The organism is Bradyrhizobium sp. BRP56 (assembly GCF_020194035.1).
Taxonomy (GTDB): domain Bacteria; phylum Pseudomonadota; class Alphaproteobacteria; order Rhizobiales; family Xanthobacteraceae; genus Bradyrhizobium; species Bradyrhizobium australafricanum.
The window spans coordinates 1-24,909 of record NZ_JADYVV010000082.1; the positions used below are offsets into that span (position 1 = coordinate 1).

23 protein-coding genes are annotated in these 24,909 nt (G+C 65.9%); 11 read left to right on the forward strand and 12 right to left on the reverse strand.

Annotated elements, in window-relative coordinates; all coding sequences use genetic code 11:
- Window positions 1–170: 170 nt before the first annotated feature.
- Window positions 171–1,034, reverse strand: a complete 864-nt coding sequence (locus tag I6F38_RS37480; protein ID WP_225163934.1) for a LysR substrate-binding domain-containing protein — start codon at window positions 1,032–1,034, stop codon at window positions 171–173.
- Window positions 1,035–1,132: 98 nt separating this feature from the next.
- On the opposite strand from I6F38_RS37480, the gene I6F38_RS37485 reads away from it, so the two are divergent.
- The 3 genes from I6F38_RS37485 to I6F38_RS37495 are packed head-to-tail and all read left to right on the forward strand — an operon-like array spanning window position 1,133 to window position 4,210.
- On the forward strand, window positions 1,133–2,059 hold the full coding sequence (locus tag I6F38_RS37485; protein ID WP_225163935.1) for a DMT family transporter: 927 nt from the start codon (window positions 1,133–1,135) through the stop codon (window positions 2,057–2,059).
- On the forward strand, window positions 2,056–2,820 hold the full coding sequence (locus I6F38_RS37490) for an MBL fold metallo-hydrolase (RefSeq protein ID WP_225163936.1): 765 nt from the start codon (window positions 2,056–2,058) through the stop codon (window positions 2,818–2,820). The genes I6F38_RS37485 and I6F38_RS37490 overlap by 4 nt, the downstream gene beginning before the upstream one ends.
- Window positions 2,821–2,878: 58 nt before the next feature.
- A complete protein-coding gene (locus I6F38_RS37495; RefSeq protein WP_225163937.1) occupies window positions 2,879–4,210 on the forward strand; it encodes a divalent metal cation transporter in 1,332 nt (443 codons plus the stop codon).
- A gap of 14 nt (window positions 4,211–4,224) precedes the next feature.
- On the opposite strand, the gene I6F38_RS37500 is transcribed toward I6F38_RS37495, so the two are convergent.
- On the reverse strand, window positions 4,225–4,716 hold the full coding sequence (locus I6F38_RS37500) for an Lrp/AsnC family transcriptional regulator (protein WP_225163938.1): 492 nt from the start codon (window positions 4,714–4,716) through the stop codon (window positions 4,225–4,227).
- Between the two features lie 147 nt (window positions 4,717–4,863).
- On the opposite strand from I6F38_RS37500, the gene I6F38_RS37505 reads away from it, so the two are divergent.
- Window positions 4,864–6,174 (forward strand): aspartate aminotransferase family protein, encoded by a 1,311-nt coding sequence (locus I6F38_RS37505; RefSeq protein ID WP_225163939.1) that lies wholly within the window; start codon window positions 4,864–4,866, stop codon window positions 6,172–6,174.
- A gap of 1 nt (window position 6,175) precedes the next feature.
- On the opposite strand, the gene I6F38_RS37510 is transcribed toward I6F38_RS37505, so the two are convergent.
- The 5 genes from I6F38_RS37510 to I6F38_RS37530 all read right to left on the reverse strand — a co-directional run bounded on the left by I6F38_RS37510 (window position 6,176) and on the right by I6F38_RS37530 (window position 13,621).
- Window positions 6,176–6,958, reverse strand: a complete 783-nt coding sequence (locus tag I6F38_RS37510; protein ID WP_225163940.1) for a TIGR02186 family protein — start codon at window positions 6,956–6,958, stop codon at window positions 6,176–6,178.
- Window positions 6,955–7,884, reverse strand: a complete 930-nt coding sequence (locus I6F38_RS37515; RefSeq protein WP_225163941.1) for a sulfite exporter TauE/SafE family protein — start codon at window positions 7,882–7,884, stop codon at window positions 6,955–6,957. The genes I6F38_RS37510 and I6F38_RS37515 overlap by 4 nt, the downstream gene beginning before the upstream one ends.
- A 265-nt stretch (window positions 7,885–8,149) precedes the next feature.
- Window positions 8,150–8,851: a hypothetical protein gene (locus tag I6F38_RS37520; RefSeq protein ID WP_346657166.1), complete on the reverse strand. Its 702-nt coding sequence runs from the start codon at window positions 8,849–8,851 to the stop codon at window positions 8,150–8,152.
- Window positions 8,852–9,107: 256 nt separating this feature from the next.
- Window positions 9,108–12,665 carry a tetratricopeptide repeat protein gene (locus tag I6F38_RS37525; RefSeq protein WP_225163943.1) on the reverse strand — a complete coding sequence of 1,186 codons (3,558 nt, stop codon included), beginning with the start codon at window positions 12,663–12,665 and terminating at the stop codon, window positions 9,108–9,110.
- 368 nt (window positions 12,666–13,033) lie between these two features.
- On the reverse strand, window positions 13,034–13,621 hold the full coding sequence (locus I6F38_RS37530; protein ID WP_057016062.1) for a PadR family transcriptional regulator: 588 nt from the start codon (window positions 13,619–13,621) through the stop codon (window positions 13,034–13,036).
- 160 nt (window positions 13,622–13,781) lie between these two features.
- Between I6F38_RS37530 and I6F38_RS37535 the strand changes: the two genes are divergently transcribed.
- The 4 genes from I6F38_RS37535 (at window position 13,782) to I6F38_RS37550 (ending at window position 19,672) form a co-directional block, all read left to right on the forward strand.
- Window positions 13,782–14,198, forward strand: a complete 417-nt coding sequence (locus I6F38_RS37535) for a nuclear transport factor 2 family protein (RefSeq protein WP_225163944.1) — start codon at window positions 13,782–13,784, stop codon at window positions 14,196–14,198.
- Between the two features lie 107 nt (window positions 14,199–14,305).
- Window positions 14,306–16,093, forward strand: a complete 1,788-nt coding sequence (locus tag I6F38_RS37540; protein WP_225163945.1) for an acyl-CoA dehydrogenase C-terminal domain-containing protein — start codon at window positions 14,306–14,308, stop codon at window positions 16,091–16,093.
- Window positions 16,094–16,230: 137 nt separating this feature from the next.
- Entirely contained in the window at window positions 16,231–17,439 is a 1,209-nt protein-coding gene (locus I6F38_RS37545) for an acetyl-CoA C-acetyltransferase (protein ID WP_225163946.1), read from the forward strand.
- A 19-nt stretch (window positions 17,440–17,458) separates the two neighbouring features.
- Window positions 17,459–19,672 carry a 3-hydroxyacyl-CoA dehydrogenase NAD-binding domain-containing protein gene (locus I6F38_RS37550; protein ID WP_225163947.1) on the forward strand — a complete coding sequence of 738 codons (2,214 nt, stop codon included), beginning with the start codon at window positions 17,459–17,461 and terminating at the stop codon, window positions 19,670–19,672.
- A gap of 305 nt (window positions 19,673–19,977) precedes the next feature.
- On the opposite strand, the gene I6F38_RS37555 is transcribed toward I6F38_RS37550, so the two are convergent.
- The 3 genes from I6F38_RS37555 to gstA all read right to left on the reverse strand — a co-directional run bounded on the left by I6F38_RS37555 (window position 19,978) and on the right by gstA (window position 21,267).
- A complete protein-coding gene (locus I6F38_RS37555) occupies window positions 19,978–20,364 on the reverse strand; it encodes a hypothetical protein (protein WP_225163948.1) in 387 nt (128 codons plus the stop codon).
- 82 nt (window positions 20,365–20,446) lie between these two features.
- Entirely contained in the window at window positions 20,447–20,602 is a 156-nt protein-coding gene (locus tag I6F38_RS37560; protein WP_225163971.1) for a hypothetical protein, read from the reverse strand.
- Between the two features lie 47 nt (window positions 20,603–20,649).
- Window positions 20,650–21,267, reverse strand: a complete 618-nt coding sequence (gene gstA, locus I6F38_RS37565) for a glutathione transferase GstA (RefSeq protein ID WP_225163949.1) — start codon at window positions 21,265–21,267, stop codon at window positions 20,650–20,652.
- Window positions 21,268–21,397: 130 nt separating this feature from the next.
- Here gstA and I6F38_RS37570 point away from each other — a divergent pair, with 130 nt between their 5' ends.
- From I6F38_RS37570 to I6F38_RS37580, 3 genes are all read left to right on the forward strand, one after another.
- Entirely contained in the window at window positions 21,398–21,922 is a 525-nt protein-coding gene (locus I6F38_RS37570; protein WP_225163950.1) for a MarR family winged helix-turn-helix transcriptional regulator, read from the forward strand.
- Between the two features lie 93 nt (window positions 21,923–22,015).
- Window positions 22,016–23,386, forward strand: coding sequence for a glutamate--cysteine ligase (locus I6F38_RS37575; RefSeq protein WP_225163951.1), 1,371 nt, complete (start codon window positions 22,016–22,018; stop codon window positions 23,384–23,386).
- A gap of 179 nt (window positions 23,387–23,565) precedes the next feature.
- Complete coding sequence (locus I6F38_RS37580; protein WP_225163952.1) at window positions 23,566–24,084, forward strand: PAN domain-containing protein; 519 nt, start codon at window positions 23,566–23,568, stop codon at window positions 24,082–24,084.
- A gap of 103 nt (window positions 24,085–24,187) precedes the next feature.
- On the opposite strand, the gene I6F38_RS37585 is transcribed toward I6F38_RS37580, so the two are convergent.
- The gene (locus I6F38_RS37585; RefSeq protein ID WP_225163953.1) at window positions 24,188–24,481 is read right to left on the reverse strand and encodes a nucleotidyltransferase family protein; all 294 of its coding nucleotides are present in this window, start codon (window positions 24,479–24,481) and stop codon (window positions 24,188–24,190) included.
- On the reverse strand, window positions 24,478–24,825 hold the full coding sequence (locus I6F38_RS37590) for an MmcQ/YjbR family DNA-binding protein (protein WP_225163954.1): 348 nt from the start codon (window positions 24,823–24,825) through the stop codon (window positions 24,478–24,480). The genes I6F38_RS37585 and I6F38_RS37590 overlap by 4 nt, the downstream gene beginning before the upstream one ends.
- Window positions 24,826–24,909: the final 84 nt, after the last annotated feature.

A 24,909-nucleotide genomic window follows, 5' to 3' on the forward strand; every position in this document is an offset into this window, starting at 1 on the left:
GGCTGCATCGCTGGCGCTCCTTCGAATCAAAGCGCCAGTGAGAGAATCATACAACATGCTGCAGAGACGCCACTTCTTGCTGCACCGAGTCAATCTGTCGCGCCCCAAAACCGTGTAGACACGCTAGTGCTTTCGCAGGGACGACAGCGGAGTAGCGGCGCGACCTCGCCCTAAGCCGCCTTCGCCTGCACGCTTTCGCAATACTCCGCGAGCCTGTCGGCCAGCCGCAGTGTCGCCGGGCTGGCTTCGGGGGCGGCGACGAGGGCGACCTCGGTGCGGTCGATCGGCGCAAAGCCGTCCTTTGCGGTCAGCACGCGATGCTCCGCCTGGATCGACATTTCCGACAGGATGCTGAGCCCGAGGCCTGCGGCGACCGCGGCCTGGATGCCGGCGAGGCTGGAGGAGGTGTAGGCCATATGCCAGTTGCGGCCGGCGCTCTCCAGCGCATGGATGGCGCGGGCGCGGTAGAGACAGCCCGAGGCGAAACCGATCAGCGGAACCGAGCCGGCCGTCGTATCGCGCGGGTGGCCCTTGCTGGTGACCCAGTGCACGCGTTCAGGCCAGACCGCGATGCCGCCCTTCTCATTGGCGGCGCGCTTGATCAGCGCGAGATCGAGATCGCCGCGTTCGAGATCACGGTACAGGAAAAGGCTCTGCCCGGAGCGCACGTCGAGCCGCAAGGTCGGATGACTGCGCGCGAAGGTGGCGAGCAGCTTTGTCAGCCGATAGGCGGCAAAATCCTCGGTGATGCCGATCCGGATCGCGCCTTCGCTGCCGGGGCGCGAGAGCACGTCGCGGGCCTCTTCGGCGAGTGACAATAGCCGCCGCGCATAGGTCAACAGCCGCTCGCCGGCTTCCGTCGGGGTGACGTCCTTGCCGCTACGGATCAATAGCGGCTGGCCGACATCCTCCTCCAGGCGCTTGATCTGCTGGCTCACCGTCGACTGCGTGCGGTGGACGCGCTCTCCGGCGCGGGTGAAGCCGCCGGCATCGACCACCGAGACGAAACTGCGCAACAGCTCCAGGTCGAGCATCGCAGCCTCCATTTATAAATCCACTGCACGCCAGTCTATCATTTAATTTCCAAATATCAAGGCGCGGGCCTAGATCATGGCCGAAGGAGAATTCGCCCATGTCCGCCGCTACCTCGATGGCCGCCCCCCGCGCCCGCTTCAACACCCTGCCGCTGCTGATTGCCCTGTTCTGCCTGCTCTGGAGCTACGCCTTCGTCGCCGGCAAGATCGGCGTCACCGATTGCCCGCCGCTGATCCTGCTGGCCGCGCGGTTTTCGCTCGCCGGGGTTCTGATCCTCGCCATCTCCTGGCTGCGCCGCGACCAATGGGATCTCAGCTGGCGCGATGCGGCGGTATTTGCCGTGCTCGGCGTCGCCAACAACGCGCTCTATCTCGGCCTCGGCTATACCGGCCTGAAGACGGTCTCGGCCGGGCTTGGCGCGCTGATCGTCTCGGCCAATCCGGTGTTCACCGCCATGCTGGCGGCGCTGTTCCTCGGCGAGAGCATGACCTTGCGCAAGGTGATTGGTCTCGTGCTCGGCATCGTCGGCGTCGCCTTCATCGTCTGGCATCGCATGTCGGTCGGATCGGACAGCCCGCATGGCATCCTGTTCACGCTGGCCTCGCTCGCCTCGATCGTCGCCGGCACCGTGCTGTTCAAGCTGCTGGCACCGAAGGGCAGCCTGTGGATCGGCAACGGCATCCAGAACATGGCCGGCGGCCTTGCGGTGATGCCGTTCGCCTTCACGCTCTCCAGCGTCAGCGACATCGTGCCCAGCATGCGGCTTGCCGGCGCCTTCACCTTCCTCGTGCTCGGCGGCTCGATCCTTGCCTATCTGCTCTGGTTTCATCTCCTGAAAGTGTGTGGTGCGACCGCCGCAAGCGCCTATCACTTCCTGATGCCGCCGCTCGGCATGCTGTTCGCCTATCTCGTGCTCGGCGAGCATGTCGAATTTCGCGACCTGCTCGGGATCGTTCCGGTGGCGCTCGGCATTTACCTGGTGACCCGCCCCGCAGCCGCCGCGGCCAACAGGAGTATGACGTGAGCATCACCATCACGCTGATCGGAGGCCCCACCGCCCTGATCGAGATCGACGGGTTCCGCCTGCTCACCGATCCGACCTTCGATGCGCCCGGCGAGTATCAATTGCCGCATGTGAAACTGGAGAAGCTGACGGGTCCCGCGCTCGGCGTGCGCGATGTCGGCGCGATCGATGCGGTGCTGCTGAGCCACGACCAGCATTCCGACAATCTCGACCATTCCGGCCGGGATTTCCTTAAAGGCGTGAAGCGCGTGCTGACGACGGAGGCCGGCGCCAGGCGGCTCGGCGGCAACGCCGAGGGCTTTGCGCCCTGGGCCTCGACCGAGTTGCAGAAGGGCGGCCGGACCCTCACCATCACCGCGACGCCGGCGCGGCACGGACCGGCCGGGATCGAGCCATTGTCCGGCGACGTCATCGGCTTCGTTGTGCAGCCGGCAAGACCGGGCCGTCCGGTCTATGTCAGCGGCGACACCACCTGGTTCGACGGCGTCGCCGAGGTTGCGCGGCGCTTCGACTGCGGCGTGGTGCTGCCGTTCGCCGGCGCCGCGCAAACCCGCGGCCCCTTCCATCTCACGATGGACACCAATGACGCGATCGAAACCGCGCACGCCTTTGCGGACGCGGTGATCGTGCCGGTTCATACCGACGGCTGGGCGCATTTCCGGCAGAGCGCGAGCGACCTGCGCGCGAGCTTCGATACGCTCGGCTTCGGCCGCCGTCTGCGCATCCTCGAGCCCGGCGTCGCCACGGTCATCGAGCCGTAGGTTTCGTCCCAGGAACCTTGCCGGTATCCGGCTCGTTGTCTGACGGCTGGAACCGGACATGACGCGGCAAGGGACAATCTCGCAGCACGACGATCAAGACGATGCGCCGGCGGCGAAGCCCCGGCGCCAGCCGTTCAGTTTCAGCCGCGTCCTGAAGGCGCTCGGACCCGGGCTGATCACCGGCGCTTCCGACGACGACCCTTCGGGGATCGGCACTTACAGCCAGGCCGGCGCGCAACTCGGCTACGGCATCGGCTGGACCATGCTGCTGACGTTTCCGCTGATGAGCGCGATCCAGGAGATCTCGGCGCGGGTCGGCCGCGTCACCGGGCATGGCATCGCGGGCAATGTATGCCGGCATTATCCAGGCTGGCTCCTCGCCGTCGTGGTGACGCTGCTGTCGATTGCCAACACCATCAACATCGCGGCCGACCTCTCGGCCATGGCCGATGCCACAAAGCTTCTGATCGGCGGTCCGGCCATTCTCTATGTGGTGCTGTTCGGCGTCACCTCGGTGGCCGCGCAGATCTTCATGAACTACCGGCGCTACGTCACGATACTGAAATGGCTGACGCTCAGCCTGTTCGCCTATGTCGCGGCGCTCGCCTTTGCCAAGGTGTCGTGGATGGAGGCCCTGGCCGGCGTGCTGCTGCCGCGCATCAGCTGGAGCGCCGACTATTTCACGACCATCGTTGCGATCCTCGGCACCACGATCTCGCCCTATCTGTTCTTCTGGCAGGCCTCGCAGGAGGCGGAGGAGCAGCGGGTCGACGCCACCAAGCATCCGCTGATCGAACGGCATTACGGCGCCCAGCACGAATTCTCGCGCATCCGCGCCGATACCATCACCGGCATGGCGTTTTCGAACCTGATCGCATTGTCGATCATCGTCACCGCCGCCGCATCGCTGCACGCCACCGGCAAGACCGACATCCAGACCTCGGCGCAGGCCGCCGAGGCGCTGCGCCCGATCGCCGGGCCGTTTGCCGAGGTGATCTTCGCGCTCGGCATCGTCGGCACCGGCCTTCTGGCGATTCCGGTGCTCGCGGGTGCGACGGCTTATGCCGTCGGCGAGGGCCGGCGATGGCGGGTTGGGCTGACGCGCAGGCCGAAGGAGGCGATCGCGTTCTATTCGGTGCTGGCGCTGTCGGGCGGCATCGGCATCGCGCTCAACTTCACGCCGATCGATCCGATCGCGGCGTTGTACTGGAGTGCGGTCGTCAACGGCGTGCTCGCGGTGCCCGTGATGGTGCTGCTGATGTTCATGGCCCGCCGCCGGGACGTCATGGACCGCTTTGTGGTCCGCGGATGGCTGTACTGGCTCGGCTGGCTCTCGACCGGCGCGATGGCGCTCAGCGTGATCGCGATGGGGATCGGCTTCCTGCTGTAGCTTGTTCGAACTCCTCAACCCTCGCCGAACAGCGAGCTATCGATCTTGGTCGTCGATTTGACCTTTCGCAGGATGATCGTCGTGCGGTAGCTCGCGACGTCGCTATCCGGATGCATAAGGCGGTCGAGGATGAACGATTGGTAGCGCGCGAGGTCCGAGGACACGATCCGTAGCGAGTAATCCCAATCGCCGGCAATCATGCAACATTCGACGACCTCCGGAAGGTCGATCACCTTCCGCTCGAAGCGCGTGAAGGATTCCCTGTTCTGTTGCTTGAGACGGACCTCGACGATCACGTCGAACCCGAGTCCAACCCGCGTCGGGTCCACCAGCGCCACATAGGAATTGATGACGCCGGCCTCTTCGAGGGTACGAACGCGTCGCATGCAGGGGGCGGACGAGAGGCCGATCCGCTCGGCCAGCTCGAGATTCGTGATGCGCCCCTCGACCTGCAGCACGTCGAGGATTTTACGGTCGATCACGTCAATCACGATCGCGGTTCCCATTTCTTTCGCATTCTCCATCTTTTGCGCAATTGTTTGCAGAAGAAGGGCTGAAATGCATCTCAAATCGCAATGTCATTGCCCTCGCGCGCGCATAAGATGTGGTGCGAGGGTTCTTTGATCGCTGCGACCGAGCAGCAAGGAGCGGGCATGGCCGGAAATGACGACAAATCCTTTTGGGATCGCGCGCGGCGGCACCTCATTCGCTATGGCGGGACGTTCGCTCCCGTCATCATCGAGCGCGCCTCCGGGGCCTTCGTCTATGACGCCGACGGCCGGGCCATCCTGGATTTCACGTCCGGGCAGATGAGCGCCGTGCTCGGTCATGGTCACCCGGAGATCGTCCAGACCATCAGCGAGCATGCCGAACGGCTCGACCATCTGTTCAGCGGCATGCTGACGCGCCCGGTCGTCGCGCTGGCCGAACAGCTCGCGGGCCTGCTGCCGCCGGGGCTTGATCGCGTCATGCTGCTCAGCACCGGCGGCGAGTCGAATGAAGCTGCGATCAAGATGGCCAAGCTCGCCACCGGCGGCTTCGAGACCGTCGCGTTCGCGCAGTCCTGGCACGGAATGACGTCTGGCGCGGCCGGAACGACCTATTCGGCCGGCCGCAAGGGTTATGGTCCCGCGCCAATCGGCTCGCTCGCGATCCCGACGCCGAACCCCTATCGCCCGCGCTTCGGCAACGCGGCCGATTGGCGGGCCGAGCTGGCCTATGCCTTCGATTTGATCGATCGCCAATCGACCGGCTCGCTCGCCTGCATGATCGCCGAGCCGATCCTCAGCTCCGGCGGGCTGATCGATCTGCCTGAAGGCTACCTTGCCGAGCTCAAAGAGCTGTGCCGGGCACGCGGCATGCTGCTGATCGTCGACGAGGCACAGACCGGCCTCGGCCGAACCGGCGCCATGTTCGCTTTCGAGCGCGACGGCGTCGTGCCTGACGTCCTGACCTTGTCGAAGACCCTCGGCGCCGGCCTGCCTCTGGCTGCGGTCATCACCTCCGCCGAGATCGAAGAGCGCTGTCACGAACGCGGTTTCCTGTTCTACACGACGCATGTGTCGGACCCGATTCCGGCCGCGGTCGGGCTGAAGGTCATCGAGATCATCCTTCGCGACAGATTGGTCGAGCGCGCCGGGATAGCGGGCGCGCGGCTGAGGGACGGGCTCCTCGCACTTCAGAACCGGTTCGAATGCATCGGTGACGTGCGCGGCAGGGGGCTGATGCAGGGTATCGAGATCGTGCGCGACGGTTACAGCAAGGAGCCTGACGAAGCGCTCGGAACGCGTGTCTCCCAGCGCTGCATGCAGCTTGGACTGAGCACCAACATCGTTCAGTTGCCCGGCATGGGCAGCGTATTCCGCATCGCCCCGCCGCTGACGATCAGCGACGACGAGATCGATCTTGGCCTCTCGATCCTCAGCGACGCGTTCGAAAGCGCATTGCAAAGCAGGGCTGGCTAGATCAATCCTTGCGGAACACGATCGAGGCCATCCAGCCGGTCATCAGCGCCATGAACGCGGTGATCAGGCCGTAGACAAGGCCGTTATGCCGCGCGGTGGTGGCGACGAACTGCTCGAACCCGACCTTGACGATCTCGAACGCGGTCTCGGCCTTGGTCACCAGCGCGCCGTCGGAAAACAGCTTGATCTCGACATTATAGGTGCCGATCGGCACCTCCGCCGGCAGCGGAATGCCGGTGCGGAACAGGGTCGGGGTCAGGAAGGTCACTGCCGAGGTCGCCTCACGGTACAGCCCGTGCTCGGAGCGCAGCCGCACGAAGGCGCTGCGGAACGGGTCGTTCGGCACCACGTCGGCATAGTCGGGCCCGACCCGCTGCATCAGCAGCACGTTGTTGAGCCCGAGCTGCTGCCGCCGCTGCACCTCGGGCGAGGCGATCTGGTCGAACGGGCGATTCGAGAACAGCGCGAGATAACCCGGCACCTGCAGGAATTGGCGCGAGTCGGTGTTGATCCAGATGCCGAACTTGCGCTCCTTGCGCCGCGTGACCATGTCGGCGCGCGGGCCGGACACCGTGACGACGAGATCGTAATTGTTGCGATTGGCCGGCGTCTTGTCGTCCTTCTCGACCGAGCCGAACAGCACGAGCTCGCCGCCGGAATAGTTCGGCGTCACAGTGACGCGGTGGTTGGAGACCGACACGATCAGCCGCTCGGCATGAGCGGGCGCGGCCGCCAGGCCGGCGGCGGCGAAGCCGATGATCGCGAGCGCCGCGCGCAGCCTCATGGCGGGGCTCCGCCGGTTTCGCGGATGCTGTAGAGGTCCTGCGGCCGGATCACCAGTTCGACCGCAAAGCGGATGCCGACCGCGAGCACGAGCAGGCCGAGCAGCAGGCGCAGATGCTCGCCACGGATCTTCTGGCCGGCGCGGGCGCCGAACTGCGCGCCGGTGACGCCGCCGACCATTAGGATCAGCGCCAGCACGGCGTCGACCAGATGGTTGGTCACTGCGTGCAGCATGGTTGCAAACACCATGGTGACGAGCGTGAGCACCATCGAGGTGCCGATCACGGTCGAGGTCGGCACCCGCAGCACATAGATCATCAGCGGCACCAGGATGAAGCCGCCGCCGATTCCCATCACGGCGCCGACGAAGCCGATCGCGAGGCCGACCACGACCACCGGGATGACGGAGAGATAGATCTTGGAGCGCTTGAAGCGCAGCTTCAGTGGCAGGCCGTGGATCCAGCCATGGCTGCCGGGCTTGCGCAGCGCGATCGGACCGCCGCGGCGGACGCGCAGCATCGCGCGCAAACCTTCCCAGAACATCAGCCCACCGACCGTCGTCAGCAGGATGACGTAGGACAGCGCGATCATCAGGTCGAGCTGGCCGAGCGAGCGCAGGAAGGTGAAGGTCCACACCCCGAACGTGGTGCCGAGCGTGCCTCCGACCAGCAGCACCGCCGCCAGCAGCGGATCGATCGCGCGTCTGCGCCAATAGGAAATGGCACCGGAGAACGAGGAGGCCGCGATGTGGCTGGCGACGGAGGCGACCGCGACCGCGGGCGCGATGCCGACGAAGATCAGCAGCGGCGTCATCAGGAAGCCGCCGCCGATGCCGAACATGCCGGAGACGAATCCAACCGCCGCGCCCATCGCCAGGATGAGGAAGACATTGACCGGAATGTCGGCGATCGGGAGATAGAGCTGCACGCGCGTCGCTTCTTGTCGGTTCGCCGCGAACTCGGCACAAGGCCGCATCACGGCGTGATGTCGTTCTGGTCGGGCATTCTCCGGCTGAACGAATCCGGTCGGCGCGCAAGACGCAGGCGAACGCGGGTCGATTGCCGCGTTCTTGCATAACCGAATTCGGCGGGGGGAGGGACTAAAGAATCCGCTCCCGGGGGCATTTTTCGCCGCACTCGGCCGCCGTCTGCGGACGTGGTTGATAATTCAGATTAATGGCGCCGGTGGCGCCTCACGGCCGATCGACAGGCTTGGTGATCAGGTTCAGCGCGAGCGCTTCCTTCGGGTTTAGCCAGCAGATATCGGAGGTTTGCGACATCGCCTCGACGATCGCGGAGGAGACGCCCATCTTGGTCATGTAGCCCAGCACCATGCCCTGGATGCGTTGGGCCTCGGCGAGGGGATCGCTGACGGGCGTGCTCGTCGTGAAGCGATGCACGCCGAGCCGCGAGCCCGCGATGCCATAGCGGGTCTGACCGCCGGCATAGACCAGGACGCAAGCGCTGGCGCAGGACGCGGGGCGGAGCTTGCCCGAGACATCTGATGCGGCGACCGCGGTGACGAGCCCGCGCGTGCGGATCACCTCGCCCATGATGGCGGCCTGGTTCAGCGCGCCGCCGGGCGACGATAGCAGCACGACGTCGCCTGGTGTGAGACGCGCCTCGCTGAGCCGGTCGCGGAACCAGCTCGCGCTGGCCGAGCCGATCTTGCCGCTGATCGCAAGCGCCCGCCGGCCGCGGCCCGATCCGTCGATGTCGACATCGGGAATCACCGCGGACGTCATGCTGGCTGCGATGTAGGTCTCGCGCCAGAAGTCCCAGGCGCCCGGCGTCGACAGGTCACGGTAAGCCTGGATGGCGACGCTCGACAGCAGCAGCACGAAGATGATGATGGACCAGAGCGAGAACCGGAACGCGCGGGGCGGCGATGCCACGTTCCCTTGCGGCGTCGGCGGAGGCGAGGCCGAAGGGCGCCGGGCAAATGGAGACGGCGCCTGCCGCGGCGGCGCAACGCGGGGACCGGTCGGGGACGAACGGTGGCCCGTTCCATCATCCTGGCGATCGTCGACAGACAAGCCTGACCCTCCGGAACGCGTGCGCCGACGGCGCGGAACTGCGCGCCTGTCTACACGGCCGAAGGCCGGAGGTATAGGACAGCGGCGCCGTCAGGGCGCCGCAGCCGTCTCGAACCTAGTGAGCTGGAGCGGCGAGCGCCGCCGTCCGCTTCGAGGGCTGCTTGACCGGCTTCGCCGCTGCGGGCTGCGCGGCCGCGCCGTCCCAGCCGCCGGCGGGCGCCGGGACGTTGACCGCATCGCTCGGCTGCGGCTCGGCGGTGAAAGTCTGGATCGCCAGCTTCGCTGCGGCCAGCGACTGCGGGTCGAGCCGCTTGGCAATATCGTCGCGCTTGTGGCCGGCGTCGGCGTCGCCCTGTGCGGCCGCGAGGCTGAACCACTTGAAGGACTCGGCGAGGTTCTGTTCGACACCGATGCCGCGGGCATAGAGGATGCCGAGATTGACCTGGCTGTCGGCAACACCGCGATCGGCCGCCTTGCGGAACCACTGCGCGGCGCTCTTGTAGTCGGCGCCCTTGCCGCCGCCATCGGCGTCGAGCACGGCGAGATTGTGCATCGCCTTGGCGTTGCCGCGCTCGGCGGCCTGCACGTAGTAGCGTCGCGCCATATCGAAGTCGCGCTTCACGCTGAGGCCCTTCTCGTAGAAGGTGCCGAGCCGGAACATCGCGGGCACCACGCCGGCCTGCGCTGCGCGGGCATACCATTTGGCGGCTTCGTCGACATTGGCGGTCACGCCCTTGCCTTCGGCAAAGCGGACGCCGACTTCATAGGCCGCGGCCGCATCGCCCTTGATCGCAGCCGTGCGCAGCGCCGGACCGCCGATCGCGTCGGGTAGCTTCTCGCCCGCCGGGATCTGGACCATGGCGAGCTTGCCGCCGAGCGGCGGTGCGGTCGGAATCGTGCCGGTGACGTCGTTGGCGGCGGCTGTTGGCGCGGCGGTCGGCTCAGGCGCGGCGGCGGGTGCGGGTGCGATTGCCGGCGGGATCGTCACCTGCGCGCTGTCGAGCGTGTTCGGCGCCGGAGTATTGTTGGACTGGCGGCCGAGCGGGGTCGGCGAGGTCATCGACGGCCCGGGCACTGACGGTCCGGGCACGCCGGACGGCGCAGCCGGGGCGGGCGCGACGGAATTCTCGGCAGGCGGCTGCATGGGCGGCGTGGCCGGCTCGCTGTGCTCGATCGCCGGCACCTGCGGCGCGGAGCTGGTGTCGAGCAGGTTCATCGCCATCTTGGCGGTCGAGAGCAGGATCACGACCACGCTCGCGCCGACCAGCAGCGAACGGATCTTGGAGGTGATGGTCGAAGGCTGCGCCTCCGGCGCGCCAGTCGCCGTCGCGCCGGCCGCGGCCGTGCCGGCCTTGGCGGCAGCCGCCTTCGCGGCCTTGTCGGCCTTCTCCTTGGCCTTGGCTGCAGCCTTGCTCGCGGCGCGCGCCGCCTTCTCGTTGACGGGTTGCGCGGCAGCGGCCTGCGCGGCGCGGCGCGCGGCGGCGATGAAGCTCGATGTCGAGACCGGCTCCTTCTTGCCGGCGGGAAGATCAGAGATCGCGCGCTCGGAATCCGCGATCCGCTCCGACGGCGAAGCGACCCGGCCGGAGGGGCGTGTGCCCGGTTCGAGCGGATGATCCGGCGGCAGGTCCGGCGCGATCGCGGCGCGTGCGGACGCCGCATGCGGCTCGAGGATCTCGCTGATCGCGCGCGGCGGCAGCGGCGGCGGCGGCGCGCTCTCGACCGGCTGCGCGGCATGGAATTCGCGCGGCGCGGACATGAAGTGCTCCTGCGCCAGCGCAGGATTGGGCAATCCGGGCCTGTACGATTCAGGCTTGTACGCTTCAGGTTTGGGCTGCGCGATCGGCTGCGACATCGCCGCGCGCGGCATCTCCATCCGCGGAGCTTCCATCCGCGGTTCGGCCGGCGCGGGAGCAGGCGGCGCGGTGCGCACCGTACGCAGATCGTTCTCGATCATCGCGAGACGATCGACGACATGGCCGAGCGTGTTGTGAACGGTCTCCAGCGAATCCTGGGTGCGGCGGTCGGTCTCCGACTGGCTGAAGCGGATGTCGGACAGCTCGCGCTTCACCATGTCGACGATGCCGCTGTCCATCATCGGCTGCGGCGAGGAGGTGTTGACGTTGCGGGCGGCGTCGGCGAGCGAGGCGATGTGGGCGTGCTGCGCCTCGAGGTGCCGCATGATGTCATGCAGCGCTTCCTCGACCCGGCCGAGATTGCCGGAGCGCTGGTCGGCGGACTCCAGGCGCTCGAGCAGATAGGAGACGCGCTGCTCGAGATGGGTGAATGCCGACGAACTGTCGTTGCCGACCTGCAGGCGGTCAATCCGCTCCGACAGCGAGCGCAGGGCGCCTTCGATGGCATCGGTGTTGTCGTAGCCGGCCGGCCGCTCGCGGGTCTCCAGCGTCGAGGCCAATGCGGCAATGCGTTGCTCGATCCCGGCGAAGGCATCGTCATGGGTCTCGGCGCGCGACATCTGCGACAGCTGGTCGACCTTCGCGGCCAGCGCATGCACGTCCCCGGAGAGCTGCAGCAGCGCGTCGTTGGAGGCGACGTTGGAGACGATGGCGCGCAGCGCGGCGATCGCGCTCTCGAGCTGATGCACCGTCGACGGATCGTCGTTGGCGCGCAGGATCATGTCGAGCTTGGCGCCGAGATTGCGGATCGCCTCGTCGTAGCCGGTGAGCTGCTCGGCGGGCGTGAGCGTGCGCAGCGACTCGCGGATCTCCGACAGCGCGCGTTCGATGCCGGCGATCGCCTGGCCCTGGCCGTTGCGGCCCTCCTGGCGGAGCTCGTCGATCCGGTGATGCAGCGAGCGGATCTCGTTCTCGATCGACTCGATCGCCCGGCGCGGCATCGCCTCGGTGATCGCCTGGCGGATTTCCGCAAGCTCGCCGCGGAAGGCCGCGATCGACTGCTCGATATGGTCAGGCCGCTGCAGCGCCTCGATCTGGCTCGTGATCTTGAGCAGCTGACGCTCGAGCGAGGAGAAGTCGGGCCCGACCGGCGGCGGTGGCGCATAGGCGGCCATCGGCGGCGTCGATTGCGGCATCGGCGGCGCGCCGCGCGGCGGCATCTGGCGTTGTGCCGATACGTCGAGCTCGTTCTGGCGCGCGGCGATCTCCGCGATCGCGAAATCGAACGAGGCCGGGCTCAGTGGCGGCGAGGGACGATAGACCTGGGCTGCGGCGCGCTCGACCGCCTCCGCCTGGCGCAGCCTCTCCTCCAGTTGCCGGTCATGCATCTGCGGCTCGCGCTGCATCTGCGATTCGCGCATCGGCTGTGGCTGCGGCTCGCGCGCCGGCTGCGGCCGCGAAATTTGCGACAGCCGGGCATCGAGGCGCGAAATCGCGTCGTTCAGCTGTCGCGCGACGGCGGGCTGGCCGCGCGGCACTTCGGCGCGCACCGCTTCGGCGCGCGTCAGAGGCTTTGCAATCTGTTCGATCTGCCGGGTGATGGCGTCGAGCCGCTGGTGGATATCGGCGACCTCGCGGCTTTCCCGGCTCGGCATCGGCTGCCGTTGCTCCATGCGCCAATCCGGCGGGCTCGGCTCGCCGACGGTGGAGTTGAGCCAGTCGTTCAAAGACATGCCGGCGCGGCGCGCAGCCGCCTCGGCCCTGTCGCGGACGGAGGGATCGATGCCGTCAACACTCCACGATACGCGCGAATTCATGATTCCGTCCGGTCCCGACTCCGGCGCTACACCCTGCGCCCGCAGCCTCCCCGCGCATTCCCGTTAAGAGACAATCGAATTCTGCGCCGGGCGTCTGCCTCAGCTGCTGACTTTTTCCCGTCACGGTAAATAACGGGTTAAGGAATGCGGCCGGCGGGCGCTAAAGTTAGGGAATCCGGGAACCTGTTGCGCCGGATCAGGACAGCGACTTGTGTCGCCGCCAAGCTTCTCCTTCCCCCTGAAAGGGGGAAGGTCGGGATGGGGGTCAGCCGCACACACTGCTGCGTGTGGAGAGAGATGATCTCCACCCGCTTTGCTCTTCGAGCAAAGCGACCTCCCCTTTTCAAGGGGAGGTTGGAGATTTGTTTCTAGCCGTTGCTTTCGCGCTTGCCGTCGTCGAGCGGCAGCACATTGCTGCGGCCGGACATGGCCGAGAGCGCGTCGAGCGCCTCCTCGCACCATTCCACCACCATGCGCTCATGGCGCATGCCGAGGCGCAGACTGAGCATCTTGCCGACATCGGCCGGCGGCGCGGTGCCGTCGGGGAAGCGCTTGTTGAGCAGGCGCTCATAGCGCTCATAGCGGTCGCGGTGATGCTCCAGCCGCGCCATCAGGTCGTTGCGCAGCGGCTCGATATCGACGCAGTCGAGCGCATAGAGCCGGACCAGAAGGTCATCCTTGATCGAGGGCGGCACGCTCGGGCGCGCTGCCCAGTGCTTCAGCGCCGCGCGGCCTTCGGCGGTCAGGGTATAGACCAGCTTGTTGGGCTTGCCGGACTGCACCACCTCGCGGCCCTGGACGTGCCCCTTGTCGCGCAGCCGCGAGAGCTCCCGGTAGATCTGCTGATGGTCGGCCTTCCAGAAGAAGCCGATCGACGCATCGAACGTCTTGGCGAGCTCATAGCCCGTCATCGGACGTTCCGTGAGGCAGGCAAGGATTGCGTCACCGAGTGCCAACGCCCACCTCCATCTCAGTTCCCCAAAAGGCCATTCTGAAGTTCGCTTGACTTTATGCATTAGTGTGCATATGCGTCAATATGCATATGGTGATCGGCGTGCCGCCCTGTCGCGCGCGCCGATGTCCAGGCTTCTTAACCCCGCCGCAGGAGACGTCCGAATGAGCAAGCCGGGCCTCGACAAGTGGTACGCCTACATGAAGTCCCACGACACCGCCGCTCTGTGGGACCTGCTGCATCCCGACGCGGTGTTCGAAAGTCCGGTCGTGCACACGCCGCAGCGTGGCCGCGACATCACCTTCAAATATCTCACCAGCGCCGCCAAGGTGCTCGGCGGCCCGACCTTCAAGTATCTCGGCGAGTGGCGCAATGACACCGGCGTGGTGCTCGAATTCGAGAACGAGATCGACGGCATCAAGCTCAACGGCGTCGACATCATCACGTTCGATGGTGACGGCCGGATCACGCATTTCAAGGTGATGGTGCGTCCGCTCAAGGCGATCAACCTGCTGCATCGGATGATGGGCGAGGAGTTGATGGAGCAAAGCGGCGCAACGTCGCAATCACAGTCGCGATAGCATCTGCCGCGGACCTCCGGAACCGGATAAGGTCCGCTCCAACAACCCAAGGACACGCTGCGCAGCGTCCGTCGCATATGCGGCCATGTGCCAGCCGGGAGACCAGCATGCCAACCTACAAAGCCCCCGTCGAAGACGTCAGCTTCCTGCTCAACGACGTTTTCCAGATCGACCGCTACGGCAATCTTCCCGGCTTCACCGATGCCTCGGCCGATGTACGCGAGGCGATCCTCGGCGAGGCCGCCAAGCTCAGCGAAGAGGTGCTGCAGCCGCTCAATCGCACAGGCGATCTCGAAGGCTGCAAGCGCAATGACGACGGCAGCGTCGCCACGCCGAAGGGCTTCAAGGACGCCTTCAGGCAGGTCGCCGAAGGCGGCTGGCTCGGCCTCTCGGCGCCGACGGAATTCGGCGGCCAGGGCCTGCCGGTGACGCTCTCGCAGGCGGTCAACGAATTCCAGATCTCCGCCAACATGGCGTTCTCGATGTATGGCGGGCTGACCATGGGCGCGACCGCAGCGCTCCTGGTGCACGGCACCCCCGAGCAGAAGCAGACCTATGTGCCGAAGATGGTCGCCGGCCAGTGGACCGGCACCATGAACCTGACCGAGCCGCAGTGCGGCACCGATCTCGGCCTGCTCCGCACCAAGGCGGTGCGCCAGGCCGACGGCAGCTTCAAGATCACGGGCACCAAGATATTCATCTCCGCCGGCGAGCACGACCTCACTGAGAACATCATCCATCTGGTGCTGGCGCGCATCGAAGGCGCGCCGGCCGGCATCAAGGGCGTCTCGCTGTTCGTGGTGCCGAAGGTGCTGGTCAATGCCGACGGCTCGCTCGGGCAGCGCAACGGCGTCAGCTGCGGCTCGATCGAGCACAAGATGGGCATCCACGGCAATTCCACCTGTGTGATGAACTACGACAACGCCACGGGCTGGCTGATCGGCGAAGAGAACAAGGGCATGCAGGGCATGTTCGTGATGATGAACGAGGCCCGCCTCGGCGTCGCGGTGCAGGGCCTCGCGCAGTCCGAGGTCGCCTATCAGAACGCGGTCGCTTATGCCCGCGAGCGCCTGCAGGGCCGCTCGCTGACCGGCGTGAAGGAACCCGAGAAGCAGGCCGATCCGATCATCGTGCATCCGGACGTGCGCCGCACGCTGCTCACCATCCGCGCCTTCAACGAGGCGGCGCGCGCCATGGTGGTATGGACCGCGCTGAAGAGCGACGTCGCGCACCGCTCCAACGACGCTGGGGATCGCCAGGCTGCGGACGATCACATGGGCCTGATGACGCCGGTGCTGAAGGGCGTCCTGACCGACACCGGGTTCGCCAACACGGTCTCGGCGCAGCAGATGTTCGGTGGCCATGGCTACATCGCCGAGCACGGCATGGAGCAGTTCGTGCGCGATGCGCGCATCGCGATGATCTATGAGGGCGCCAACGGCATCCAGGCGCTCGACCTGGTCGGCCGCAAGCTGCCGCGCGACGGCGGCCGTGCCGCGATGGCGTTCTTCGGCGAGGTCGGCGCTTTTGCCAAGGAGCATGGCGCCGACGAGGCGATGAAGCCGTTCATCACCCCGCTCTCCACCGCGCTCGGCCATCTGCAGCAGGCCACCGGCTGGCTGATGCAGAACGCGCTGACCAAGCCCGACAATGCCGGCGCCGCGGCGACCGACTACATGAAATTGTTCGGCCTCGTCGCGCTCGGCTACATGTGGGCGAAGATGGCCAAGGTGGCGCAGGACAAGGCCGCCGCCGGCACCACGCCGTACCTCAACACCAAGCTCGTGACCGGCCGCTTCTTCATGGAGAAGCTGCTGCCGGAGACCGCCGTGCATCTGGCCCGGATCCAGAGCGGCAGCGCCACCACGATGGAATTGGCCGCGGAAGCGTTCTGAAGCGTTTTCCAGCGAAGTGGAGACCGGTTCGCGTGAAGAAAACGCGTCAAACAAGAAAGCCCTGAAAATTGCCGCCGCACTGCTGCGGCGGCGTGTCCTTCCGTATATATTATGATCCTCATATCAAGGAGGGCGTCATGCCTGAGGCATACATCTACGATCACGTTCGTACCCCGCGCGGCCGCGGCAAGGCCGACGGCGCGCTGCACGAGGTCACCGCGCTGGCGCTCGCCACGGTGCCGCTGAAGTCGCTCAAGGAGCGCAACAATCTTCCCGAGGATTCCGTCGACGACGTCGTGCTCGGCGTGGTCGATCCGGTCGGCGAGGCCGGCTCCGACATCGCCCGTTTCGCGGCGCTGAACGCCGGCCTCGGCGAGAAGGTGCCGGGCGTGCAGATCAGCCGCTTCTGCGCCTCCGGCCTCGATGCCGTGAACTTCGCCGCAGCCCAGATCATGAGCGGCCAGCATGAGCTCGTGATCGGTGGCGGCGCGGAATCGATGAGCCGCGTCGGCATCGGCGCCTCCGGCGGCGCCTGGCCGATGGATCCCTCGATGGCGGTGCCGGCCTATTTCATGCCGCAGGGCATCTCGGCCGATCTGATCGCGACCAAATACGGTTTCTCGCGTGACGACGTCGACGCTTACGCGGTGCAGAGCCAGCAGCGCGCGGCCAAGGCCTGGGACGAGGGCCGCTTCGGCAAGTCGGTGGTGCCGGTCAAGGACGTCAATGGGCTGACCATCCTCGCCAAGGACGAGCACATGCGCCCCACGACGACGATGCAGTCGCTGGCGCAGTTGCAGCCGTCATTCGCGGCGATGGCGGCGATGGCCGGCTTCGACGCGGTGGCGATCCAGTCGCATCCCGAGGTCGAGAAGGTCAATTACGTGCATCACGCCGGTAATTCCTCCGGCATCGTCGACGGCGCCGGCGCCGTGCTGCTCGGCAGCAAGGAGGCGGGCGCCAAGCACGGGTTGAAGCCGCGGGCGAAGATCCGCGCATTCGCCAATATCGGCTCGGAGCCCGCGATGATGCTGACCGGCCCGGTCGACGTCACCGAAAAGCTGTTCGATCGCTCCGGCATGAAGAAGTCGGACATCGACCTGTTCGAGCTCAACGAGGCCTTCGCCTCGGTGGTGCTGCGCTACATCCAGGCGTTCGACATCGACAACGCCAAGATCAACGTCAATGGCGGCGCGATCGCGCTCGGCCATCCGCTAGGGGCGACCGGCGCGATGATCCTCGGCATCGTGCTCGACGAGCTCGAGCGCACCAACAAGGAAACGGCGCTGGTGACGCTGTGCATCGGCGGCGGCATGGGCACCGCCACCATCATCGAGCGCGTCTGAGGCGAGGGGAGCGAGCAACATGGCTTACAAGAATTTCAAGTTCGACGTCGACGCCGACGGCATTGCGCTCGTCACCTGGGACATCCCAGATCGCTCGATGAACGTGTTCGACGAGATCTCGACCCAGGAGATCAGCGAGATCATCAAGCAGACGACCAGCGATGCCGCGATCAAGGGCGTCGTGATCACCTCGGCCAAGGAGGCGTTCTGCGCCGGCGCCGACCTCTCGATGCTCGAGGGCATGAACCGCTCTTACGCGCAGCTCTTCAAGGAGAAGGGCGAGGAAGCCGCGAACCAGATGCTGTTCGAGCAGAGCCGCCAGATGTCGCAGTCGTTCCGCGCGATCGAGACCTCGGGCAAGCCGTGGGTCGCCGCGATCAACGGGCTTGCGCTCGGCGGTGGCTTCGAGATCACGCTGGCCTGCCACTACCGCGTCGCGGCCGAGAACCCGAAGACCCGGCTCGGCCTGCCCGAGATCAAGGTCGGCCTGTTCCCTGGCGCCGGCGGCACCCAGCGCGTGCCGCGTCTTGTGCAGCCGGCGGACGCGATGCAATTGCTGCTCAAGGGTGAGGCGGTCAATCTCACCCGCGCCAAGGCACTCAACCTGATTCACGCGGTGGTGCCGGCGGCCGACCTGATCAAGGCCGCGAAGGACTGGATCAAGGGCGGCGGCAAGGCGGTCGCGCCGTGGGACGAGAAGGGCTTCAAGTTGCCCGGCGGCCCCGTCTTCTCCAAGATGGGCATGCAGATGTTCCCGGCCGGCAATGCGATCTATCGCCGCGAGACCTACGACAATTATCCGGCCGCGCGCGCCATCATGAGCTGCGTCTATGAGGGCCTGCAGCTGCCGATCGACGCCGCGCTGCGGGTCGAGTCGCGCTACTTCACCAAGGTGCTGCGCTCGAAGGAAGCGGCGGCGATGATCCGCTCGCTGTTCCTGTCGATGCAGGAACTGAACAAGGGCGCCCGCCGCCCGGCGGGCGTGCCGCCGACCAAGGTCAAGAAGCTCGCCGTGATCGGCGCCGGCTTCATGGGCGCCAGTGTCGGTTATGTCTCGGCGCAGGCCGGCATCGACGTCGTGCTGGTCGATCGCGACCAGGAAAGCGCCGACAAGGGCAAGGGCCACGCCAAGACCGTGGTCGACGGCCTGATCGCCAAGGGACGGATGAAGCAGGACGCGGCCGATGCCATCCTGGCGCGGATCTCGGCCACATCAGACTACAACGTGATCTCGGACTGCGACCTCGTCATCGAGGCGGTGTTCGAGGATCGCAAGGTCAAGGCGGATACCTATGCCAAGGCGCAGCCGCTGCTGAAGCCGGGCGCGATCTTCGCCTCCAACACCTCGACGCTGCCGATCAATTCGCTGGCCGAGGAGTTCAAGGATCAGGGCAAGTTCATCGGCATCCACTTCTTCTCGCCGGTCGAGAAGATGATGCTGGTCGAGATCATCCTCGGCAAGAACACCGGCGACGTCGCGCTGGCGACCGCGCTCGACTATGTGCGCGCGATCGGCAAGACGCCCATTGTGGTGAACGACTCCCGTGGCTTCTTCGCCAACCGTTGCGTGATGCGTTACATCTCCGAGGGCAACGAGATGCTGCTCGAGGGCGTGCCGCCGGCGATGATCGAGAACACCGCCAAGATGGCCGGCATGCCGGTCGGGCCGCTGTCGCTGCAGGACGAGGTCGCGCTCGATCTTGGCCTGAAGATCACCAAGGCGACCGAGGCCGATCTCGGCCCCAACGCGATCGACCAGGCGCAGAAGAAGCTGATGGTCGAGATGGTCGAGAAGCAGGGCCGCTTCGGCCGCAAGAACGGCAAGGGCTTCTACGACTATCCCGAGAAGGGCAAGGGCCAGAAGAGCCTGTGGCCGGGGCTCGCCAATCTGCAGCCGAAGCAGCTCGATCCCGACACGCTCAGCGTCGAGGAATTGAAGCAGCGCTTCCTGGTGGTGCAGGCGGTGGAGGCCGCGCGCACCGTCGAGGATCACGTCATCACCGACGTGCGGGAGGCCGATGTCGGGTCGATCCTCGGCTTCGGTTTCGCGCCATTCACCGGCGGTGCGCTGTCCTACATCGACTTCATGGGCACCAAGAACTTCGTCGCGCTCTGCCACAGCTTCGAGAAGAAGTACGGCTCGCGCTTCACGCCGCCGAAGCTGCTCGAGGAGATGGCCGCCAAGGGCGAAACCTTCTACGGCCGCTTCCCGCCGAAGAAGCAGGCGGCGTGAACTTCTGGGGCGAACTCGCGCAGGATCAAGCCGGTCATCGATCCGACTTGATCCTGTTGCGCGACGGTCATGCGCGTCAAAGTCCCGCCACGCTCGTTCCCCACTGGCACCACGCTGCTGGCATCACTCTTGCTCGTCGATCGCCGGGGCGACGATCAGCGTGAGGGTGTCGTGCGATGAGTTCTGCGTTCAAGGAAGGTGCCGCGGAGATCGCGGCGAAGGATTCCTTGTCTTCCCTGCGGTCGTCGAGGTGGCGGAAGCCGCTGCGTCTGCGGGGCAAGGGCCCGTCATGGGCCGGCCTCGCGCTACTCGTTCTGGCCGCGGATATCGTGCTCGCCGCGACGGTCTGGCAGGCCGTCAATTTCTTCCGCCATTGAGCCGTTAATCTCCGGCGAGAGCAGGGCGCCGGCGAGATAGGCGAACTGGTTGAAGGCAAGACAGGCGACGACGATCGGCGCGCCGGTGGCAAAGGAAAAGCCGTCGGATTGGAGCACGATCGCCGCGAGCACCGCGACCAGCGGCGACTCCAGCATCAATGTCCAAACCCGAAAGTACAAACTGGTTGCCAGCCCAACCAGGGTGCTGGTCAATAAAAGGGTAAAGGCGATCGTCACATTTTTAGACCAGTTGGAGCGGAGGGCGCGCCGCAGGTCATAGTCGGTTAGTTGGATCGCTCGAACAAGGACGGCCACGCCCTCAGCCGAAAGTAGTCTTAATCGGTAGAATGCCGATTAAATTGATTTTGTTCCAGCACGTCCTGAAGGTTTGCACCGTTCATTTCTCCCTGAAGGCGCGATGGACCCGGTTGGCTAGCGGCTTCATCAGACAGGAGAGCACCGTCCGCTCGGCGGTCGGAACAAACACCTCAACCGGCATGCCCGGCAGCAGATGGGTCGTGGCCAGCTTCTTCCTGTCGAAAATTGTCGGCAAGGGGCCGGCCGCGTGGTGCCACGAGGCCGGCCGTGTTCGGCGCGAGCTCAGGCCGCCTTGAGCAGGCCTTCCTTCTTCAGCGCCTCCTGCACCTTCGGGCGCGCCGCGACGCGGGCCTTGTAGGCGGTCACGTTAGGCAGGCCGGAGAGATCGAAGCCGAGCCGGTCCTGCGCCCACATGATCATGGTGAAGAGGTAGCCGTCGGCGACCGTGAACTGGTTGCCCATCAGATAGTCGCGTCCGGCGAGCTGGCTCTCGACATATTTGAACTTGCCCATGGCGCGGTCCTTGAAGAAGGCCTTGGCGTCGTCGGCGAGCACGGGCGAGAACATCGGGCCGAGATTCTTGTGCAGCTCGGTCGTGGTGTAGTTCAGCCATTCGAGCAGCTTGTAGCGCTCGTTGGAGTCCCTCGCCGGCGCCAGCCTCTTGTCGGCGGCCTTGTCGGCGATCATCTGGATGATGATCGGCCCCTCGGTGACCATCTCGCCGGTATCCAGCGCCAGCGCCGGCACTTGGCCCTTGGGGTTCACCTGGAGGAAATCGTCACCGTTTTCGAGCTTCTTGGCGCGGAGATCGACCTTGACTAGGTCGTAGGGCAGCCCGGCCTCGAGCAGGGCGATATGGGGGGAGAGGGAGCAGGCACCGGGGGTGTAATAAAGCTTCATAGGGGTATTCCTTCCCTTGTTCTTGGCGTCCGGAGAGGGATTGCCTACATGCGCCTGCATGAAATAGTCAAGATTGATGCAGATGCATTCAGTGCGGTACAGTCGGTGCCGGGACCCTATGAGCTAGACCATGAAACGCAAGCTATCGAGCGAGGCGACGGCCGCCTGGATCCGCCTGATGCGGGTGCCGAGCCGGGTGCTGGACTGCGTCGAGCAGGATTTGAAGAAGGCCGGTTTTCCGCCGCTCGCCTGGTATGACGCCTTGCTTGAGCTGTCCCGCGCGCCGTCGGGCGAGCTGCGCCCGGTCGAGCTCGAGCGCCAGATGCTGATCCCGCAATATTCGACCTCGCGGCTGATCGACAAGCTGGTCGACGAGGGGCTCGCCGCCCGCCGCGAATGCAAGATCGACAAGCGCGGCCAGTTCGTCGAGATCACCGACGCTGGACGCGAGCTGCAGAAGAAGATGTGGAACGCCTATTCCGCCGCGATCGACAAGCATGTCGGCTCCAAATTATCCGACGCCGACGCAAGCAGGCTATGCGGTCTGCTCGACCGGCTCGGCTGCGCCTGCGGCGACGCCAAAGGCGACGTCAAGAACGAGACCAAGGCTGATAGCAAGGCTGCGCCCGCGCGAGACGGCGTGCCTGCCCGATGATATTGCTGATTCCATCATCCGCAGCCGTTGTGGCTCGCGGATGTCCCTGCCACCGCGCGCCTTCGATCGAAGCGCCCTTGAGTTGGATTATCTATGGCGCGTGACCAGATCGACATGACGCCGCTGCAGTCGCGCGACGAACTCGTGGCGTGGCTTGAAGCCGGCGTGAAGCCTGAGTCCGAATTCCGGATCGGCACCGAGCACGAGAAGACTCCGTTCACGCTCGAGGGCCATCAGCCCGTGCCCTATGAAGGCGCCAAGGGCATCGGCGCGCTGCTCGAGGGCATGAAGCTCTTGCTCGGCTGGGAGCCGATCATGGAGCGCGGCAACATCATCGGCCTCTATGACGTCACCGGCGGCGGCGCGATCTCGCTCGAGCCGGGCGGGCAGTTCGAATTGTCGGGCGCGCCGGTCGAAACCGTGCATCAGACGCAGTCGGAATTGATGGCGCATCTGGCGCAGGTGCGGGAGATCGCAACCCCGCTCGGGATCGGCTTCCTCGGCCTCGGCATGACGCCGTCCTGGTCGCGCGCGCAGATCCCCGTGATGCCCAAGGGGCGTTACAAGATCATGCGAAACTACATGCCGAAGGTCGGCAAATACGGCCTCGACATGATGTTCCGGACCTGCACGGTGCAGACCAATCTCGACTTCTCCTCCGAAGCCGACATGGTGAAGAAGCTGCGCGTGTCGCTGGCGTTGCAACCGATCGCGACCGCCTTGTTCGCCAACTCGCCGTTCACCGAAGGCAAGCCCAACGGCTTCCTGTCGTTCCGTTCCGAGATCTGGCGCGACACCGACAATGCGCGCAGCGGCATGGTGCCGTTCGCGTTCGAGGACGGCATGGGCTTCGAGCGCTATGTCGATTACGCGCTCGACGTTCCGATGTATTTCGTCAAGCGCGGCGAGGAATATATCGACGTCTCCGGCTCCTCGTTCCGGGATTTCTTCGCCGGCAAGAACGCCGCCTTCCCGGGCGAGCGCCCGACCTTGTCGGACTGGGCCAATCACCTCTCGACGATCTTCCCCGAGGTGCGGTTGAAGCGTTACCTCGAAATGCGCGGCGCCGACGGTGTGCCGTGGGGCCGGCTGCCGGCGCTGCCGGCGTTCTGGGTCGGGCTGCTCTACGACAATGACAGCCTTGATGCCGCCTGGGACATCGTCCGCCACTGGAGCGCGCCGGAGCGGCAGGCGCTGCGTGACGACGTGCCGCGTTTCGGCTTCAAGTCACGGATCAAGGACCGCTATCTGTTCGAGATCGCCAAGGAATGCCTGATCCTGTCGCATGCCGGATTGCGGCGGCGCGGCCGGATCGATCATCTCGGACGCGACGAGAGCCGCTTCCTCGAACCGCTCGAGCGTATCATCGAGGCCGGCCGCTCGCCGGCCGAGGAGATGCTGGAGAAGTTCAACGGTCCGTGGAAGGGCTCGGTGGAACCGGCCTACCAGGAATACGCCTTCTAATCCCCGCTCGGCCCCAATCCGGGCGTGAGGCGCGCGCGGACGGCGGTGGTGTCGCACCCGCCGTTCATCCGCCGTACAGGTTCATGGCGTTCAAATGACGCCCCGCGAAACGCGCGGGGCTGCGCGAATTTGAAAGCAATCTCATGGGGATAGGCCGCCTCTTTAGGGCGTGTGTGGTGATGTTTGCGGCCCTTGCGGCCGCGGTCGTCGCGCGCCCGGCATTGGCGCAGACCAATTTCGACCGCCCCGGCGGCGACTATCTCAACGCGCCGGTGACGACGGGCGATCCGGCCGATTGCGCGCTGACCTGCGAGCGTGACCGCCGTTGCCGCGCCTGGAGCTTCAACTATCCGACCGACGCCAATAATGGGGCGGTGTGCTGGCTGAAGAGCACCGTGCCGCCACGGGTGCAGAACGTCTGCTGCGTCTCCGGGGTGCGCGGCGCGGGCGTGGTCGAACCGCGCAACGGCCCTATCGAAACTTCGATCGACCGGCTCGGCGGCGACTACAAGAATTTCGAGCTGAAGAGCAGCGACGGCGACGAGGCCTGCCAGGCCGCCTGCACCGCCGACAACAAGTGCCGCGCATGGACCTACGCCCGGCCCGGCTATGCCGGCCGCGACGCGCATTGCTTCCTGAAGAAAGAGATCAAGCCGCCGCGCCGCAAGGCGGGGTTCACGTCGGGCGTGGTGCGGTGAATCCGTAGCCCGGATGGAGCGAAGCGTAATCCGGGACCGCGCTCACCGTGGATGGGCCTGCCCCGGATTTCGCTGCGCTTCATCCGGGCTACGCGACGACGGGCTACTCCGCCGCCAGCACCGTGATCTCGGGCCAGAGCGCCTTCCAGCGCGCCGCCTTCGTCGCATAGTTCGCCGGCGAAAAGTTCGCGGTCCGGTTCGGCCGCACGATCATGCCGGCGACGTGGTCGCTGATGCCATGATCGAGCGGCCGGCTGGTCAGCACGTTCCACACGGTCTGCACCAGGCAGCCGGCGACCAGCCACGCATCGGGCAGACCGAGGCGGTACAGCTCGTCGGTGATGGCTTGATTGGCCGGGTTGCGCAGCGCGGCTGCGAGGAATTCGTCCTGCGTCACGACGAGGCGGTCGCGTCGTAGTCCCGGACCGCCTTCTTCGACGCCAGCGTGCGCCAGTGCCGGCGCAGCAAGGGCTCGACGGTCTGACGTTTGGCCTTCGACAGGCGGATCAGGACCGTCGGGTAGTCGCGGTAGTGATCGGTGAAGTAGAACACTTGGGGCTGATGCTCGACCAGCATGTCGCGCTCCTCCGGCGGGACGCCCGGCATCACCAGGCTGTCGCCGTCCTCCTTGAGCCGCACCATCATCTTGTTGCGCACCTTCAGCGCCGGCGTGCCGTAGGAAGAGCCGTCCTCGACCTCCGGCCATGCCAGCGCGATGTGCCTGATGTCGTCGAAGGTCACGACTATCATCCCGCAAGGAATGTAGCCCGGATGGAGCGAAGCGAAATCCGGGACATCTTGCCGAGTGGGAGATCCCGGATTGCG

Coding starts and splice junctions, on each gene's coding strand:
- I6F38_RS37480 (WP_225163934.1), bottom strand. CDS start 1,034: ATGCTCGACCTGGAGCTGTTGCGCAGTTTCGTCTCGGTGGTCGATGCC.
- I6F38_RS37485 (WP_225163935.1), top strand. CDS start 1,133: ATGTCCGCCGCTACCTCGATGGCCGCCCCCCGCGCCCGCTTCAACACC.
- I6F38_RS37495 (WP_225163937.1), top strand. CDS start 2,879: ATGACGCGGCAAGGGACAATCTCGCAGCACGACGATCAAGACGATGCG.
- I6F38_RS37500 (WP_225163938.1), bottom strand. CDS start 4,716: ATGGGAACCGCGATCGTGATTGACGTGATCGACCGTAAAATCCTCGAC.
- I6F38_RS37505 (WP_225163939.1), top strand. CDS start 4,864: ATGGCCGGAAATGACGACAAATCCTTTTGGGATCGCGCGCGGCGGCAC.
- I6F38_RS37510 (WP_225163940.1), bottom strand. CDS start 6,958: ATGAGGCTGCGCGCGGCGCTCGCGATCATCGGCTTCGCCGCCGCCGGC.
- I6F38_RS37525 (WP_225163943.1), bottom strand. CDS start 12,665: ATGAATTCGCGCGTATCGTGGAGTGTTGACGGCATCGATCCCTCCGTC.
- I6F38_RS37535 (WP_225163944.1), top strand. CDS start 13,782: ATGAGCAAGCCGGGCCTCGACAAGTGGTACGCCTACATGAAGTCCCAC.
- I6F38_RS37540 (WP_225163945.1), top strand. CDS start 14,306: ATGCCAACCTACAAAGCCCCCGTCGAAGACGTCAGCTTCCTGCTCAAC.
- I6F38_RS37545 (WP_225163946.1), top strand. CDS start 16,231: ATGCCTGAGGCATACATCTACGATCACGTTCGTACCCCGCGCGGCCGC.
- I6F38_RS37550 (WP_225163947.1), top strand. CDS start 17,459: ATGGCTTACAAGAATTTCAAGTTCGACGTCGACGCCGACGGCATTGCG.
- gstA (WP_225163949.1), bottom strand. CDS start 21,267: ATGAAGCTTTATTACACCCCCGGTGCCTGCTCCCTCTCCCCCCATATC.
- I6F38_RS37570 (WP_225163950.1), top strand. CDS start 21,398: ATGAAACGCAAGCTATCGAGCGAGGCGACGGCCGCCTGGATCCGCCTG.
- I6F38_RS37575 (WP_225163951.1), top strand. CDS start 22,016: ATGGCGCGTGACCAGATCGACATGACGCCGCTGCAGTCGCGCGACGAA.
- I6F38_RS37580 (WP_225163952.1), top strand. CDS start 23,566: ATGTTTGCGGCCCTTGCGGCCGCGGTCGTCGCGCGCCCGGCATTGGCG.